This window comes from Roseateles sp. P5_E11 (assembly GCF_054049355.1).
This window is the reverse complement of record NZ_JBFUMO010000126.1, coordinates 1-12,593: the sequence shown is the minus strand read 5'-3', so window position 1 is coordinate 12,593 and position 12,593 is coordinate 1. Positions and strand designations below refer to the sequence as shown.

Annotated in this window: 10 protein-coding genes; all 10 read right to left on the bottom strand. The window is 69.4% G+C overall.

Translation table 11 applies throughout. From position 1 onward, the window contains the following. Nucleotides 1-2,135 (bottom strand): nitrate reductase subunit alpha (locus tag ACXJKR_RS11850; RefSeq protein ID WP_457323012.1); only part of this gene is annotated, 2,135 nt, incomplete at its 3' end. 11 nt (nt 2,136-2,146) lie between these two features. Then, the gene (locus tag ACXJKR_RS11845) at nt 2,147-3,484 is read right to left on the bottom strand and encodes an MFS transporter (protein WP_457323011.1); all 1,338 of its coding nucleotides are present in this window, start codon (nt 3,482-3,484) and stop codon (nt 2,147-2,149) included. Between the two features lie 178 nt (nt 3,485-3,662). Then, nucleotides 3,663-5,273, bottom strand: a complete 1,611-nt coding sequence (locus ACXJKR_RS11840; protein WP_457323010.1) for an MFS transporter — start codon at nt 5,271-5,273, stop codon at nt 3,663-3,665. Nucleotides 5,274-5,293: 20 nt separating this feature from the next. Further along, nucleotides 5,294-6,559 (bottom strand): MFS transporter, encoded by a 1,266-nt coding sequence (locus tag ACXJKR_RS11835; RefSeq protein WP_457323009.1) that lies wholly within the window; start codon nt 6,557-6,559, stop codon nt 5,294-5,296. A gap of 127 nt (nt 6,560-6,686) precedes the next feature. Next, complete coding sequence (locus tag ACXJKR_RS11830) at nt 6,687-7,352, bottom strand: response regulator (protein WP_056197891.1); 666 nt, start codon at nt 7,350-7,352, stop codon at nt 6,687-6,689. Beyond that, a complete protein-coding gene (locus tag ACXJKR_RS11825; protein ID WP_457323008.1) occupies nt 7,349-9,217 on the bottom strand; it encodes a type IV pili methyl-accepting chemotaxis transducer N-terminal domain-containing protein in 1,869 nt (622 codons plus the stop codon). Before ACXJKR_RS11825 ends, ACXJKR_RS11830 begins: the two co-directional genes overlap by 4 nt. Nucleotides 9,218-9,279: 62 nt before the next feature. Further along, nucleotides 9,280-9,495, bottom strand: coding sequence for a DUF3079 domain-containing protein (locus tag ACXJKR_RS11820; RefSeq protein ID WP_457323007.1), 216 nt, complete (start codon nt 9,493-9,495; stop codon nt 9,280-9,282). Beyond that, nucleotides 9,492-10,160: a hypothetical protein gene (locus ACXJKR_RS11815; protein WP_457323006.1), complete on the bottom strand. Its 669-nt coding sequence runs from the start codon at nt 10,158-10,160 to the stop codon at nt 9,492-9,494. The genes ACXJKR_RS11820 and ACXJKR_RS11815 overlap by 4 nt, the downstream gene beginning before the upstream one ends. 17 nt (nt 10,161-10,177) lie before the next feature. Continuing rightward, a complete protein-coding gene (locus tag ACXJKR_RS11810; protein ID WP_457323005.1) occupies nt 10,178-11,368 on the bottom strand; it encodes an NnrS family protein in 1,191 nt (396 codons plus the stop codon). Further along, nucleotides 11,343-12,443: a hypothetical protein gene (locus tag ACXJKR_RS11805; protein ID WP_457323004.1), complete on the bottom strand. Its 1,101-nt coding sequence runs from the start codon at nt 12,441-12,443 to the stop codon at nt 11,343-11,345. Before ACXJKR_RS11805 ends, ACXJKR_RS11810 begins: the two co-directional genes overlap by 26 nt. Nucleotides 12,444-12,593 lie beyond the last annotated feature (150 nt).

Genomic DNA, 12,593 nt, shown 5'->3' with positions numbered 1-12,593 from the left:
CAGCTCATCTGCAGCGAGCCGTCGCGCAGGCCGCGCACGACGTAGTCCTTGGGCTCCATGCCGGCGGCAGCGGCATCCTTCACCACCTGCATCGGGTTGGTCTTGAGCTGCGGCGCGCTGGGCAGCCAGCCCATGCGCTCGGCGCGCACATTGCAGTCGATCAGGCTGCCGGCGAACTCGGCACGCTCGGCCTCGGTCGCCAGTGGTGACAGCACCTCGTCCACGTTCAGCTTCTCGTAGCGCCACTGGTCGGTGTGGGCGTAGAAGAAGCTGGTGCTGTTCATCTGGCGCGGCGGCCGGATCCAGTCCAGCGCGAAGGCCAGCGCCGTCCAGCCGGTCTGCGGACGCAGCTTCTCCTGGCCGACGTAGTGCGCCCAGCCGCCACCGCTCTGGCCGATGCAGCCGCACATCATCAAGAGGTTGATGACACCGCGGTAGTTCATGTCGCAGTGGTACCAGTGGTTCATCGCGGCGCCGATGATGATCATCGACTTGCCCTTGGTCTTGTGCGCGTTCTCGGCGAACTCGCGCCCCACGCGGATGACCTGCGCGCGCGGCACCCCGGTGATGGCTTCCTGCCAGGCGGGCGTGTAGGGGGCGTTGTCGTCGTAGCTCGCGGCACCCGAGCCGAAGCCGCGGTCGATGCCGTACTGGGCAGCCTGCAGGTCGAAGACGGTGGCGACAAGCACCTCGCCGTCCTGCGTCTTCAGCGTGGTGGCCGGCACGCGGGCGCAGTGGCTGACGCCGTCCTGCTGAGGGTTGGGCGTGAAGTGCGCGCTGGCGCTGCCGGCGAAATAGGGGAAGGCAACGTCGACGATGTCGTGCGCCTGCTCGCCGTCCTCGACGAGGGAGAGCTTGAGCTTGACGTCACCGCCACCCTCGGCTTCCCTGGCTTCGAGGTTCCACTTGCCGGTGTCGTCGCGGCCCTCTGAACCCCAGCGAAAGCCGATGGAGCCGTGGGGCAGCACCAGGCGGCCGGTGGCGTCGTAGGCCAGCGTCTTCCACTCCGGGTTGTTGCTCTGGCCCATCTGGCCGGCCAGGTCGCTGGCGCGCAGGTAGCGCCCGGGCACGCGGGTCTTGCGGCCGTCGGGCAGGGTCTGCTCCTCCAGCAGCACGAGCAGCGGCAGGTCGGTGTAGCGGCGCGCGTAGTCGTCGAAATAGGGGCTGCGCTCCTTGAAATAGAACTCGTTGAGAGCGACGTGGCCCATGGCCATGGCCAGTGCCGCGTCGGTTCCCTGCTTGGGGTGCAGCCACAGGTCGGCCAGCTTGGCGACCTCGGAGTAGTCGGGCGTCACCGCCACCGTCTTGGCGCCCTTGTAGCGCACCTCGGTGAAGAAGTGGGCGTCCGGCGTGCGCGTCTGCGGCACGTTGCTGCCCCAGGCAATGATGTAGTTGCTGTTGTACCAATCGGCCGATTCGGGCACGTCGGTCTGCTCGCCCCAGACCTGCGGGCTGGCCGGCGGCAGGTCGCAGTACCAGTCGTAGAAGCTCATGCAGACGCCGCCGATCAGGCTCAGATACCGGCTGCCTGCCGCGTAGCTGACCATGGACATCGCCGGGATGGGCGAGAAGCCGATGACGCGGTCCGGGCCGTGCTCCTTGATCGTGTAGACGTTGGCCGCAGCGATCAGCTCGTTGACCTCGTCCCAGGTGGAGCGCACGAAGCCGCCCATGCCGCGCAGCTGCTGGTAGTCACGCCGGGCGCTCTCGTCGCTCTGGATCAGCGCCCAGGCATCGACCGGGCTCTTCGAGACCGCCAGCGCCTCGCGCCAGCGCTTGAGCAGGCGGCCGCGCACCATCGGGTACTTCACGCGGTTGGCGCTGTAGAGATACCAGCTGTAGCTCGCGCCCCGCGCGCAGCCGCGCGGCTCGTGGTTGGGCAGCTCGGGGCGGGTGCGCGGGTAGTCGGTCTGCTGGGTCTCCCAGGTGACGATGCCGCCCTTGACGTAGATCTTCCATGAGCAGGAGCCGGTGCAGTTCACGCCGTGCGTGCTGCGCACGATCTTGTCGTGCGCCCAGCGGTTGYGGTAGGCGTCCTCCCAGGTGCGGTCCTCGCCGGTGCTCACGCCGTGGCCACCGGCGAAGACCTCCTTGGGCAGCTGGAAGGCGGTCAGTCGATCCAGGAAATGGGACATTGATTTCTCCGTTAGCAGGACAGGGGGGCGTGGCGACGGCCGTAGAACCACCAGCAGATGGCCATGCAGCTCAGGTAGAACGCCAGGAAGCAATAGAGCGCGGCCTCGGGGCCGCCGGCCAGCGTGATCGCGCTGCCAAAACTCTTGGGAATGAAGAAGCCGCCGTAGGCACCGACGGCTGAGCACAGGCCGAGTGCCGCGGCGCCCTGGGCCTGCGCTTCGGGCAAGGTACGTCGGCTTTGCTGCGCCTCGCGCACGAAGCCCAGCGGCACCATGCGGAAGGTGCTGCCGTTGGCGATACCGGCGGCGACAAAGAGCAGCAGGAAGCTGGCGCCGAACAGCCAAGCGCCGCCTTCCATGCCCAGGCTGGCCAGCACGCCGACGACGCCCAGCGCCAGGCCGCCGAAGCAGGCCAGGCTGACGCGCGCGCCGCCGAAGTCGTCGGCCACCCAGCCGCCCAGCGGCCGCGCCAGCGCGCCCAGCAACGGACCCAGCCACACCAGGTGCTGCGCGCCCTCGAAGCCGGGGAACTGGCTGCGCAACAGCAGCGGGCCGGCCGCCGCGAAGCCGATGAAGCTGCCGAAGCTGCCCAGGTAGAGCCAGCTCATCAGCCAGCTGTGGCGGTGCGTGAAGAGCTGGGCCTGCTCGGCCATGCCAACACCGGCCGAGGGCAGGTCGTCCATGCCGAACCAGGCCGCCATGCTGGCAAGCGCGATCAGCGGCAGCCACACCAGGCCGGCATTGGCCAGCCACAGCCCGCCCGATTGAGCGGGCAGGCCGAAGAGGTCCAGCGTAATGACCACCGGCACAGCCCATTGCACGAGGCCCACGCCCAGGTGGGCACAACCGGCGCCCAGGCCCAGCGCCCTGCCCTGCTCGCGCGCCGGAAAGCAGGCGCTGATGTGGGCCATGCCGCTAGCGAAGTTGGCGCCGCCCAGGCCGCACAGCAGGGCCAACACCACCATCCATTCATAGGGCGTGGCGGGGTCCTGCACCGCCAGCGCGATACCGCCGGCGGGCAGCAACAGGCTGGCCGTGGACAAGGCCGTCCAGCGTCGCCCGCCGACCCAGCGCACCGCGAAGCCGTAGAAGATGCGCAAAGTGGCGCCGCACAGAGCCGGCAGCGCGCTCAGCCAGAACAGCTGGTTGGTGCTGTAGCGAAAACCCGCCGCCGGCAGGTGCACGACGAGCACCGACCACAGCATCCACACCGCGAACGACAGCGCCAGCGCGGGAACGGCGATCGACAGGTTGCGCAGCGCCACCGCCCGGCCATGGCCGGTCCAGAAATCCGGGTCTTCCGGATTCCAGCGCAGTGGAAGTGAGAGGGTCTTTGGCACGATGGTCATGCTCCGCGGCGGGGGCCCATCTGCCCATCCACCGCAGGTCGGGTAGGACCGGCGCGGAAGGAGGAGGCGGGCAAGTGAAGGCATCGTTCTTTCGGACGAGGCGCGCGCGCCAGGCCTGAGAAGCAAGAAGGCCCGAAGGCGATGCCTCCGGGCCTTTATGAGCGGCCTTTGGCTCGCCTCAGGGGTTCTTGATCTCCGCGCCACGGCGCAGATAGAACCACCAGTTCAACACCAGGCAGACGGCGTAGAAGGCCGCGAAGCCGTAGAAGGCGAACTGCGGCGTGCCGGCCTTGATTTGCTCGCCGATCAGCACCGGCGCGACGAAGGCGCCATAGGCCGCGACGGCCGACGTCCAGCCGAGCACGGGGCCGGCCTGGGTTCGGTCGAAGATGACGCCCACCGAGCGGAAGGTCGAGCCGTTGCCGACGCCGCTGGCCGCGAACAGCAGCACCATCAGGCCCATGAAGGCCGGGAAGAACTGCTCCGGCGTGGCTGAGCCGTAGGCCTGCTGCATGACATAGCCGACCGCGGCGGACGCGAACACCATGACCGCAGAGATGACCTGCGTGACGATGGAGCCGCCGACCTTGTCCGAGATCCAGCCGCCGACGGGCCGCACCGCGGCGCCGACGAAGGGTCCGATCCAGGCGTAGGTCAGCGCAGACGGGGCGTTCGGGTTCTTCAGCGTGTGGGCGAGCACGCCGGCCGCATCAGGGATGTGCTGGAAGCCGAAGATCACTGTGATCGCCAGTGGCAGAGCCATGGAGAAGCCGATGAAGCTGCCGAAGGTGACGACGTACAGCGCCGTCAGGCTCCAGGTGTGCTTGTTGCGGAAGATGGCGAACTGCTTGGCCACGTTCTCCTTCATCGCGCCGAAGGCAGCCAGGCGCATGACGAGCAGCGCCGCAATGATGTCCAGCGGGATGGCCACCCACATGCTGAGCAGGCCCAGGCCCGTCGGCGCCGGCAGGTATAGATAGAGCATGCCGATGGTCGGCAGGAATGCGAGCGAGTACAGGTAGGTGATCTTCAGGAAGGCAACCACCGGATGACCGGCGTTGGGCGTCACCGTCTTCAGGTTGTTCATGCCGAACCAGCACAGAACGGACAGCGGCACCAGCGACAGCAGCCAGGCGAAGCCGGCGTTCTGGATCCAGGTCTGCGTGCCCGCGGGGATCTTGCCGAAGATCCAGCCGCTGGCCTTCACCAGCGTCATCGGGTCGCCGCTCAGACCGAAAAAGCTGACCGTCATCACCAGCGGGATGACGACCTGCATCGTCGTCACGCCGAAGTTCCCGAGGCCCGCGTTCAGGCCCAGCGCCGTGCCCTGCAGGCGCTTGGGGAAGAAGGTGTTGATGTTGGACATCGAGCTGGCGAAATTGCCGCCGCCCACGCCCGACCACAGCGCCATCAGCTGGAAGGCCCACAGCGGCCAGTCCTTGTGCTGCAAGGCCATGCCGGTGCCGATGGCCGGCGCCAGCAGCATGGCCGTGGTGAGGAAGATGGTGTTGCGCCCGCCGGCCATGCGGATCAGGAAAGAGGCCGGGATGCGCATCGTCGCGCCCGAAATGCCGGCGATGGCCGTCAGCGTGAAGAGCTCGGCCTGGGTGAAGGGGAAGCCCAGGTTGAGCATCTGCACGGCGATGATGCCCCACATGCCCCAGACGGCGAAGCCGCACAGCAGGGCCGGGATGGAGATCCACAGGTTGCGGTAGGCGATGCGCTTGCCGGTGCTTTCCCAGAAGGCGTCGTCCTCGGGGCGCCAGTCCGCGATGTCGTTCTTGCTCATGATGCGGGTCCTTTCGGCGCTCAGCCGGCGAGGTGGAATTCGGGCGCGTTGCGGCCCATGACTTCGGTGCGGCGCACCTCGGTCCAGTACATCCAGATCAGCGAGACCCAGACGACGCCGTACATCAACATGAAGGCGCTGGAGCGGATGCCGGTCAGGTCCAGCAGCGCGCCGAACAGGATGGGCAGCACGAAGCCGCCCAAGCCGCCGGCCAAGCCGACGATGCCGCTGATGGCGCCGATGTTGCCGGGGTAGTCGTCGCTGATGTACTTGAAGACCGAGGCCTTGCCAAAGGCCCAGGCCACGCCCAGCACGGCCATCAGCGCGGTGAAGGTGTAGACGTTAAGGCCGATGTGGAAGGTCTTGGCGCCGGCCAGCGTCACGATGGTGAAGTCGGTCTGCGGGTAGCTGAGCAGGAACAGGCAGATCCAGCTCACCCACAGCACCCACCAGGTGACCTTGTGGGCGCCGTACTTGTCCGACAGCAGGCCGCCTATGGCGCGCAGCACGCCGCCGGGCAGGCTGAAGCAGGCCGCCAGCAGCGCGGCCACGCGGATATCCAGGCTGAACTCGCCGACGTAGTACTGCACCATCCACAGCGCCAGCGCCACATAGCCGCCAAACACGATGCTGTAGTACTGGCAGTACTTCAGCACACGCGGGTCCTTCAGCGCCTTCAGCTGCTCGCGAAAGCTGACGTTGCTGGTGACGAGGTGGGCCGGGTTGCTGCTGCTGAACAGCCAGAACAGCACGACGGTGCCGGCCATGATGGCCGCATAGACCTGGGGCACCATGGCCCAGCCGAAGCCGACCAGCAGCACCGGGGCGATGAACTTGTTGACCGCCGAGCCGGAGTTGCCGGCACCGTAGACGCCCATGGCCATGCCCTGGCGGCTCTTGGGGAACCAGCGCGCGACGTAGGGCGTGCCCACCGAGAAGGAGCCGCCCGCCAGGCCGACGAAGAGCCCGATGACGAGGAAATGCCAGTACTGCGTCGCGTAGGCCATCAGCCAGATGGCCGGCACGGTGGCGAGCATCAGCAGCGTGAGCACGATGCGGCCGCCATAACGGTCCGTCCAGATGCCCAGCGGCACGCGCACGAGAGAGCCGGTCAGCACCGGCATGGCCGTCAGCAGGCCGAATTCGGTGGCGTTGAGGCCGAGCTGCTTCTTGATGGGGATGCCGATGACRCCGAACATCATCCAGACCATGAAGCAGACGGTGAAGGCCAAGGTGCTGACGATCAGCACCGACCAGGCCTTGCGGTCGACAGGGGGCGCAGTCATGCGGTTTCCTCCTCAGTGAACATGAGGAGACTGTCCCGCGCAGCCTGCGCGCCGCACATTCACCAGAGGGGCAGCGGGGCACCGCCCGCAGGGAGGACGACGGCCCGGGCGGCCTCGTCCTAAAGAACTACGTGCGTTGCTGCGTGACCAGCACGGCGGCCTGCACGCGCGAGTCCAGGTCCAGCTTGCGCAGCAAGTGCTGCACATGGATCTTCACCGTCGTCTCGGCGATGCCGAGCTCGCGCGCGATGTGCTTGTTGGAATCGCCGCGGGCGATCAGGTCGACGATCTCGCGCTCGCGCGGCGACAGCGTGCCCAGCGGGTCGGGCGGCACGGCGGCGGCGGTGGACGCTGCCTCGGCTTCGTGGCGGAAGGCCGTGGCCAGCTTGCCGGCCATCTCGGCGCTGAAGCTGGACACGCCGCGCACCGCGCGCTCGATGGCCTGGGTCAGCTCGTGGTTGTCCGCCGTCTTCAGCAGATAGCCGCAGGCGCCGGCGCGCAGGGCCGCGCCCAGGTCGGCCTCCGACTCGCTCATCGTCAGCATCAGCACCTGGGCACCCGGCGCGGCCGCCTTCAGCGCCGGCAGGGCCTGCACGCCGGTGACGCCGGGCAGGTGGTTGTCCAGCAGGATGACCTGGGGTTGCAATTCGGCCGCCAGGCGCTCGGCCGCACCGGCGTCGCCGGCCTCGCCAACGACCTGCAGCTGCGACTGCGTGGCCAGCAGCGCGATCAGGCCGCGGCGGAACAGCGTGTGGTCGTCAACGACAAGGACGCGGATGGGTTCGGCATTCATGATGTATTGGCCGTCTCGTATTCGGGCAGGGAGACGCGCACCAGCGTGCCGCGCCCGGGTTGGGATTCCAGCGCCACGGCGGCACCCACCTTGGCGGCGCGCTCGCGCATGATGCGCAGCCCGACGTGGCTGTCGTCGGGCGAGTCCAGGGCCATGTCGAATCCACGGCCGTCGTCGCGCACGTCGATCTGCCAGTGCGGCTGGTGCGCCAGTCGCACGTGGACCTGGCTGGCCTGGGCGTGCTTGCGCACATTGGCCAACGCCTCCTGTACCACGTGCAGCAGCTGCACCTGCACGTCGGCCGGCAGCGGTGCGCCGTGGCCGTCCACCTCCAGCTCGGCCTGCAGGCCGCTTTGCAGGCGGAACTTCTGCAGCGTCTGCTGCAGCGCGGGCAGCAGGTCGTCGCCATCGGTGCGGGTGCGGAAATGCATCAGCAGCGCCCGCACGTCGGCAGTGCATTCCTTCAGGCCCAGCTCCAGCTCGTCGATGAGGCGCACGGCTGCATCGGCCTTGCCGCCCCGCTGCGCGTCCTTCAGCAGTTGCAGCTGGATCTTCATGAAAGCCAGGCTTTGTGCGATGGAATCGTGCATCTCGCGGGCCAGCATGCCGCGCTCCTCGGCCACGGCCGCCTCGCGCTGCAACGCCTCGTTGCGCAAGCTGTCCATCGCGCTGGCCAGGTGACTCGCCAGGCTGTCCAGCAACTCGCGGTCCGCCTGGCTGGGCTGGGGCGGGTCGCGAAACAGCAGGTCGACCTCGCCCATCACGCGGCCCTGCACCGTCAACGCCACCGCCGTCACGGCGACGAAGCCGGCCTTGGCGCAGTGCGACCTGTGATCGCTCTCGCGGGTGATGGGGATGACGTTGGCATGAGGCCCGGGGCTGCCGCAATGGCAGGCGCCAGGCGTCACGCAGCGTTCGGCCTCGGCCATCGCGGGCGGCATGCCCTGCGAAGCCAGCAGCACCATGCGCTGCTGGCTCGGGTCCAGCCAGCGCATCGCGACGGCATCGGCGCCGGCCGCGCGGCGCATGCGCTCGGCGAAACCGGCGCCCAGGTCGCGCACGGACGACGCGCCAGCGGCGAAGGACGTGGCCTCGTACAGCGTGGCCAGCCGCTGCTGCTCCAGGCGCAGGTCGGCCGTCTTGGCGCGCACTTCGTCGGCCATGCCTTGATAGACGGCTTCGAGACGCTGCGCCATGCGGTTGAAGCCACGCGCCAGGTCGCCGAACTCGTCCTGCGAGTCCTCGGCCACGCGGGCGCCAAGCGCGCCCTGCTCCAGCGCCTGCAGGCCGCGGCGCAGCCGGTCCACCGGCGCGAACACGACGAGGTGCGAGGCGTACAGGAAGATCAGGGCCGCGGCGATGGCCATGCCGACGAGCGCCAGCTGCACGCTGGACAGCAGCGAGCTCCAGCCTGCCATGCGCGCCTCGACGGCGTCGACGAGGACGTCGATGCGCTGCACCTGGGCCTCGGCCTGCGCGCCGGTGGGCGCCGGCAGGCCATCGACCGCGGTCGACTTCAGCTGCTGCCAGCCCTCGCGCACGCCGCGCCAGGCCTGCAGGGTGTGCTCATCGCGAGGCAGGAAGAGGGGCCGCGCGGGGTCGCCGTCCACCAGCAGCTGCAGGGAGGCGTCATAGGCCTGGGTGAGCGGGCGCAGGGCATCGCTGCCGGCACCGACGCTTTGGTGGGCGAGGCGCCAGGTCTGCATGCGCAGCCGCCCCGCTTCGTTGACCGCCGCCGCGCCGCCTTCGAGCTGCCAGCCTATCCACAGCGTCAGGCCGATCGAGCCCAGCGCGATGCACAGCAAGGCGGCTCCGAGGATGCCGACCTTGGTGGCGAGACGGGCGCGATTCCAGCCTTTGGACATGCGGCGGATTCTGGGCAGGCCGTTCCCGCGTGAGCTTGATCTCGCGCAAGCGCGGCGACGAATCACTCCGCCACCGTTCCCGCTGGCCCGGCGGGTTCGGCCGCGGCCGCAGGGGCGTCCAGGCCCCAGTTCATCCAGTCGTCGCCGAACAGCTCGCTCGGATGCGGCGTGGCCACCGAGCCGTTGCCGCATTGCAGCGCATCGGTCGAGCAATAGCGGTCGCAGCCCCAGCAGATGCGCCCGGGGTTCGCCGGCCGGATCGGGAACCTCCGGCTCACGCGAACGCCTCCGCGGCCTCCGGGCTGTGGGGAAGGCCGGCCGCGCCGCCCAGACGATGCACCGGCCGGACCATGAAGACAGTGCGATCACGCCCGCGTTCCAGCAGCAGCGAGCGCACGCGCGCCTGCCACAGCTCGCCGAGGTCTTTCTCGTCCTGAGGCGCCGCCTTGCCGGAGGCGAGAAGCGCCACCAGCACATCCAGTTCCGCCTGTCCCGGCAGGGAGGTCGTGTCCACGCCCACGTCCACGGCGGCCTGCGTGTCGAGCCGGGTGAAGCGCAGCGCCAGCACCAGGTCGGGCTTGCTGCGGATCAGGCCGGCCCGGCTGAAGCGCCCACCCAGGCCCTTGAAGCCGGACCCACCCGCCGCACCCGTGAGCATCTGCACCACCGTCGCGACGACACCGGTCCCACCGGAGCGCGCATCGTCGCGGAACTCCACCTTGATGCCGCCGCGCTGCGGCAGGCCGTCCGGGTAGAGCTGCTCCAGCGCCAGCCAGGTCAGCCAGTAGGCCRACGCGACGGCCACGCAGGAATGGCCCGTCAGCCGCACGGCGTCGGCGAAGCCGTAGTCGAGGATGCCGTCCTCGGCGCAGCCCAGCACGCGGGCCAGCGGGTCCTGCATCGTGAGGCGGGGGACTTCGTCAAAGTAGCTGGGTAGTTTCATGTTGGGTCTCGTTGATTTCAGCCGGGTCGGCCGTCGAGGCGCGGGCGGGACAGCACCGGCCAGTAGCGCACCGCGTACAGGCCAAAGCCCGCCGACCACAGCAGCGCCGAGGCCAGGGCCGCGTGGACGATCTGGGCAGGCGCGATCAAAGGCAGAAGCACGCGCACGGCGGCCGCGGCGGCAACCAGCAGATAGCAGGCGACCTCGAAGCGGTCAGCCTTCAAGGGCCGACCGGTGTGGCCACGCGCGGTGCGGGTCATCATGCCGATGACGAGGCCGCCGACGGCGCCCACGGTGAGCGCATGCGTGGCCAGCGACGGCATCAGCCAGCCGGCTTCGGCCAGCGCGCGCAGCAGCAGATGCACCGGCACCCACAGGTAGGCCAGGTGCAGCACCCACACCAGCGGCGCACGCAGCGTGCGCCAGGGCCGCCACAACGCCCAGCGCCACGCATGAGCCGCGCTGACGGTGGTCGTGAGAGCAGCCAGCGGCCAGCCGTGCAAGCCCCCGACATCGGCAGCCAGCAGGGCCAGCACGCCGCCGAGCGCCGCCCTTTCGGCCCATGCGTTGCGGCTCGCGCCAGCACCTGGCACGCCGTTGTTCGTGAACATCGGGATGACGCGCCCGCCCATGACGGCCAGGATGAAGAGCACCACGTCCAGCGCCACCTGGATGCCGAGCCAGCCGGGCACCAAGTCGACGCCGAACTGCGCCAGGTGCACGCAGCCGGCGGCGAGCGCCAGCAGCGCGAGCAGGCCGATGAAGAAGTAGTTGCGCCGGCTGCCAGCCTTCACGAAAGGCAAGGCCAGGCTGATGGCCGCGGCCAGCGGGAAGGCGACGTTGGCAACGGCAGCGGCCAGCGCAAAAGGCGTCAACACCAGCACGCGGGCGGCGATCCAGAGCGCGGCCAGCGCGGCGAGCTTCCAGCCGGTAGGCGTGGGCAGGTTGGTCCAGTTGCGGCCGGCCGTGAACAGGAAGCCGACGATGACGGCCAGCGTGAAGCCGAACAGCATCTCGTGGGCATGCCAGATCGGGCCGGCCAGATAGGCATGGCCCAGCAGACCCGAGAACTGCAGCGCCCACAGCGGCACGGACAGCGCGGCAAACACGCTGGCCAGCAGGTAGAAGGGCCGAAAGCCCAGCGCGAACAGTGCAAAGCCCGCGGGCGCGGCCGGCGGGGGCTCATCGATTCTCAGCAAGGGCATCATGTGTTGGTTTCCGTTGAGCTCGCCAGGCGATGGCTGCTCCAGCCAGCGTCAGCACGAATGCAGCGATGGCCAGCGCGTTGCCGGTGGCACCTGCGGCCGTCAGTCGGGCGTCGAACAGGCCGCCGCCGAGACGCACGGCCAGCGACGCATGCAGCAGCGCCAGCGGCACATAGAAGGGCCAGCCGAACGCCAGCTTCACGCGGGCGACGGCGGGGAGGATGACCGGGGCATGGCCGAACACCATGCTGAAGACGAAGCCCAGCGCGAGGCCATGCAGAGCGGCGTCGCGCCACGGCAGGCCCAGCGCCGTGCCCGCCCAGGCCAGGCCGGCAACGGCCAGCCAGAAGTAGCCGGTGAGCAGGCACAGGGCCATGTAGCGGCTCAGCCCCGCGGCGCGGACCGTGCGGCGTGCGATGTCGAACACCGCGAGCCAACTGGCGAGCGCGGCCAGAGACAAGCCATACAGCAGGCCGCCCACGTCCGCGACAAGGCCGGACAACACCGCGCCACAGGCAGCCACGGCCAGGATGGCAAGCAAGGCCGGGCCGGCGCCGGCATGGCGGCGCATCAGCCGCGTCATCTCCAGCCGCTCGGCGGCGATGGTGAACACGAGGAAGCAGAACCACAGCGGCACCACGGCGCCGGCCATCAGGCCGAGCGCGTGCAGCAGGCTGCCGGCCGCCCAGGCTACTGCGCCGGCGAGCAACAGCAGCGTGTGCGCGGCCCGCTGCCGCCTGACCACGGCCAGGTTCACGCCGACAAAGGCCAGCGACGCGCCCGCGGCCAGCCATGCGGCCAGGCCTGGCGCGCCGGAGAGCATCACCAGGCCCGCAGCGCCCGAGGCGAGCGGGCCAGCAAAACCCGCCGGATGCTTCAGGGCCASGGCGCGCTCGATGCCGATGACGGTGCCCATGAAGGCGCAGATCATCAGGAAGGCATGGGTAGCGACGGCCGCGCTCGCCACGGGCACGGCGACCCCGGCTCGCACCAGGCCGCTGGCAATGCCGGCCACCAGAGCCACCACCGCGAGGCCCGCGAAGGCCAGTCGCGGCAGCAGACCCGGAGCGCGTCGCATCCCCTGCCCTACCAGCCCATGAAGGCTTTGGCCCGGTCGCTCATGCGATCGGTCGTCCAGGGCGGCTCCCACACCACCTCGACATGGATGCGCTGGTCGACCGGCACGACCTTGTCGAGCTCGGTGCAGGCATCGTCGACGATGACGTCC

Bases quoted from the DNA above. Each gene is read 5' to 3' on its own strand.
- ACXJKR_RS11845 (WP_457323011.1), bottom strand. From the start codon at position 3,484: ATGACCATCGTGCCAAAGACCCTCTCACTTCCACTGCGCTGGAATCCG.
- ACXJKR_RS11840 (WP_457323010.1), bottom strand. From the start codon at position 5,273: ATGAGCAAGAACGACATCGCGGACTGGCGCCCCGAGGACGACGCCTTC.
- ACXJKR_RS11830 (WP_056197891.1), bottom strand. From the start codon at position 7,352: ATGAATGCCGAACCCATCCGCGTCCTTGTCGTTGACGACCACACGCTG.
- ACXJKR_RS11825 (WP_457323008.1), bottom strand. From the start codon at position 9,217: ATGTCCAAAGGCTGGAATCGCGCCCGTCTCGCCACCAAGGTCGGCATC.
- ACXJKR_RS11810 (WP_457323005.1), bottom strand. From the start codon at position 11,368: ATGATGCCCTTGCTGAGAATCGATGAGCCCCCGCCGGCCGCGCCCGCG.